At 38.3% G+C, this 3219-nt stretch carries 3 protein-coding genes; all 3 read right to left on the minus strand.

All coding sequences use genetic code 11. The features are described 5' to 3' along the window. Positions 1 to 655, minus strand: a 655-nt coding sequence (locus tag QZZ35_RS10340; protein ID WP_291237328.1) for a phosphatase PAP2 family protein, incomplete at its 3' end; no start/stop codon positions are given. Positions 656 to 876: 221 nt separating this feature from the next. Further along, positions 877 to 2271 (minus strand): site-specific integrase, encoded by a 1395-nt coding sequence (locus QZZ35_RS10345; RefSeq protein ID WP_291237329.1) that lies wholly within the window; start codon positions 2269 to 2271, stop codon positions 877 to 879. Position 2272: 1 nt separating this feature from the next. Continuing rightward, positions 2273 to 3151, minus strand: coding sequence for a helix-turn-helix domain-containing protein (locus QZZ35_RS10350; RefSeq protein ID WP_291237330.1), 879 nt, complete (start codon positions 3149 to 3151; stop codon positions 2273 to 2275). Positions 3152 to 3219: the final 68 nt, after the last annotated feature.

Genomic DNA, 3219 nt, shown 5'->3' on the forward strand with positions numbered 1-3219 from the left:
TTTCCTTAATTATTTTCATAATAATTGCTTTGTAAATACAAAATAATCCTGCACTAAACAATACTGATCCTACAATATCTGTAAACCAGTGAACTCCTGAGATTAATCTTCCACCAACCATGAATATCATATAGAATATGGTTACTATACTTAAAATCTTTTGAACTCTTACGTTATTTAAACGACGTCTAATCTGTTCCACAAATGTAGGCATTACACTCAATACCAAAAGTGTTGTTGATGATGGATAAGAAGCTTCCAGCTTTCCTTCGATTAAAATTGGTCTGTAATTTACTGGTATTATTTCAAAAATAGTAAATGTCATTATTACAATTAAGTAATAGATTCCCAAAATCATAATATCCTGATCTACTTTTGAAAGACTTTTTCTCTTAATCAATTGACAAAGACCAAGTCCACCAAAAAAAGTACAAATACATAATGGTAATAGTTCCAGACAATCAGTCAGATTATAAATAGATAAATGTACACCTGTCAATTCATGAAACCAACAGTTAAATGTTGCAAATCCTATATCAGTTCCATTTTGTCCTACTGGTCTAACATCAACTGTTTGAATCAGTATCGTCCATATAGCAAATGCTACAAGTAAAATACTTCCTACTCCTAATAATCTTTTCTCATTTCTTTTCATCTTTCATGTTCCTTTCTTATGTGTTGTTTTGCCCTTGGGCTGAAAACAACATAACAAAAGAAAGAAAAAATCAAAAGAATCTATGCGTCACATGCGTGATACGAACCGTATCATCTGCATAAATAAAGGCTATATATTGGCATACATATCTTCATTTCACCATAAACAAAAACGATACTGTATAGAAACTTGTTCTACACAATATCGTCTTTCTTCCTATATTATACCTTCATTGTCCTTGCCAGTGATGTAAGCAGTGCCGCCATCTCCGGGTTACCAAGTACCTTCATCAATAGTTCCGCATCTACTCCCTCCGGTACCGCAATCGTATTACTGCTTTCCTCGGATCCTTTCATCTGTGGATTGAGATTTTCCTTATTATAAAAGGCATTCTCCATCATTTCTGCATTCTTTCTTCGGTCCTCATCAATAATGTGGCCATATACTTCTGTTACCATGTCTGCCTGAGCATGTCCGGAATCTCCCTGTACGGCCTTGATATCTCCGCCACTCAGTTTCAGTTTGTAGGTCACACTTGTATGACGCAGACTGTGAAATACCACATCCGGCAATCCAAGCTCATCTATGATATCCTGCATCTTATTCCTAAGATAGCTGTCTCCGATTGGAAGGCCAAAGGTTGTTGCCATTACCAGATTGTAATCCTGATATTCATTTCCCAGAGCTTCCTTGATCTCATCCTGTTCCGCTTTCAATTCCACCAGACACTGTGCAACAGATTTTGGAATGTATACTTTTCGTGTACTGCTGTCTGTCTTTGGTGTTTTCAGAACCCTGACGGTTTTGTTGTTTTTCTTTGATGTCGGAAAGATCAGAATAATTTCCTTTGAGTTTAGTGCTTCCACTGCATCTCTGGAAACCCTTTCCACCTGCTTGCTGATAATCACATAAGCCCTGTTGTTCGCAATCGCCTCTTCCGAAATATCCATCTCATCCCAGGTAAGCCCAAGCAGTTCACCAATACGAAGTGTAGCAGTAAATGCAAGATGAAATGCTATTTTGAGCATTTTGTTATCACACGCTTCCAGTGCCTGCATCAGCATCTCCGCTGTCCAAATCTCACGTTCCTGCGTTTTTGCCTTGGGCACGGTTGCATCCACTGCCGGATTCTTTTCCATCAGATCCCATTTTACAGCCTGACGAAAAGCACTCCTCAATATCTTATGAATTTCATTTACCGTGGATTCTGTAATCGTACCGGATCCGTCCATATTCTTGGAACTCTTTACTGCCGGCATTTCCAAAAGATCCTTATAATACTTTTCCATGAAATGCGTATTGATACTGGAGAGCTTTACTTTGCCGATTGTCGGCAGTATGTAATTATTTATCAGACTGATATTTCCAGCATAAGTCGAAACACCCCATTTATCATGTCCGTAAATTTTTACATACTCTTCAATGAGTTCTTTCAGAGTCGTACATTTTGGAACCTCGAATTTACCAATGGCCATTTTATACTCTATTTCTTTTTGCCGTCTTTCCGCATCTTTCTGTGTTGAAAATGTTTCAGAGGTCTGACGTTCCTTGCCATTATCATCCTTAATTCTATAGATCACAGCAAATTTCTTTCCTCGCTTTCTGATAAAAGCCATATTAACACACCCCTTCCCTGTTCTCATCCAGCCATTTCAAAAATTCCATCCTGTGAATCCGAAGCACCTTTCCGGCGCCCGTACATGAAAATTTTTTCATCTGCATCCATTTTGTGATTGTTGAAGCAGTTACCCCGGCAAGCTCTGCTGCTTCCTGTCTTGAAATATACTGCTTTGTTTCAGCTATCATATCATCCGCTACAGTTTCATTATCTTCTTTATTGATACGATATTCGTTCTGTGCATTCAGAAATAACTGGAAGCTTTTTCTTGATATCCATTTCTTATTGTTGAATATCCTAATGTCAAACAGATTCCTGTATTCACTGGTTCTGATGAGTTTCAGCATCTCCGACTCCATAACGTCCAAAAGCATGGCAGCTTCCTCAAATCGGATATAGTCTTTTTCCATATCTGATATGGTGGGCATTTTGTCCGCCTTTTTATATACATCCTGCTGCTCATACCATTTCTCGAATTCTTCCTTTGGAATACGCATCACAAAATCGACGATTATGGTCTTACGGTTTTCTTTCTTCCATATTTCATACAGATTGGCATTATTCACTCCCAGAAGGTTTGCAGCTTCCTGAAAAGAATAGGATGTCTTTGTCAGTTCCCTGCCCGGTGCTTCTCCGTTTACTTTTTTGTGCTTTACCTGGTTTGCATACCATTTTTCAAAACTCTCAATATCAATCCGCATCACTCCACCAATAATTTCTGTCTTAAAAAAATTTCTGTGGACTAGCCAGTAACTTTCAGTCTTTTTTAGTCCCAGAAGCTTACGCATCTCCGGCACAGACATTGTTTTCTGCAGTGCCGGATCCTTGCATACACGGTACTGCTCCATTTTTGTTCTCATATTTTGCAATTCTTCCATATATCGTCTTACCTCCTTTGTCCCAATATAACACGCCAGCATTCAAAAGCTTTAGAAGGTAAATTATT

It is taken from the genome of Frisingicoccus sp. (assembly GCA_016298055.1).
Taxonomy (GTDB): domain Bacteria; phylum Bacillota; class Clostridia; order Lachnospirales; family Lachnospiraceae; genus Frisingicoccus.